Origin of the sequence: Oceanospirillum sediminis (genome assembly GCF_014164585.1) — a bacterium.
Classification (GTDB): domain Bacteria; phylum Pseudomonadota; class Gammaproteobacteria; order Pseudomonadales; family Halomonadaceae; genus Oceanospirillum; species Oceanospirillum sediminis.
Genome location: NZ_JACJFM010000224.1, coordinates 1 through 360 on the forward strand (window position 1 = coordinate 1; position 360 = coordinate 360).

At 30.0% G+C, this 360-nt stretch carries 1 protein-coding gene; it reads right to left on the reverse strand.

Annotated elements, in window-relative coordinates:
* Nucleotides 1-103 precede the first annotated feature (103 nt).
* On the reverse strand, nt 104-360 hold a 257-nt coding region (locus H4O21_RS28495; protein ID WP_220495882.1), incomplete at its 5' end, for a hypothetical protein.

Below are 360 nucleotides of genomic sequence, written 5' to 3' on the forward strand. Positions count from 1 at the left end.
AGTATTGACAAATATTTTGATGTATTGGAAGTAGAGTTAACTTCAATAAGTTCAAATTAAGGAATTCGGTTGCAATGATCTTTACATTTTATAGATAAGAGCTTTAATATTCAAATTCCACTTCATAGTTGTCATCAATGTTCAACACGTTAATATATTGTTCAATTTTCTCTTGTAGGTTACCATTCTTTCTCCTCACAACAACTATCTTATTAACACCAATTATGTTTAAAGACGAATACGTATTATTGGTTTCTACAGCATATCTTTGTTCTTGGATTGTGCCTGCATAATTTTCAGGGAAACCATAGGGAACGTATAAGTTGTAAAAAAAATAATCATCCTCTTGACTAGGTGAAA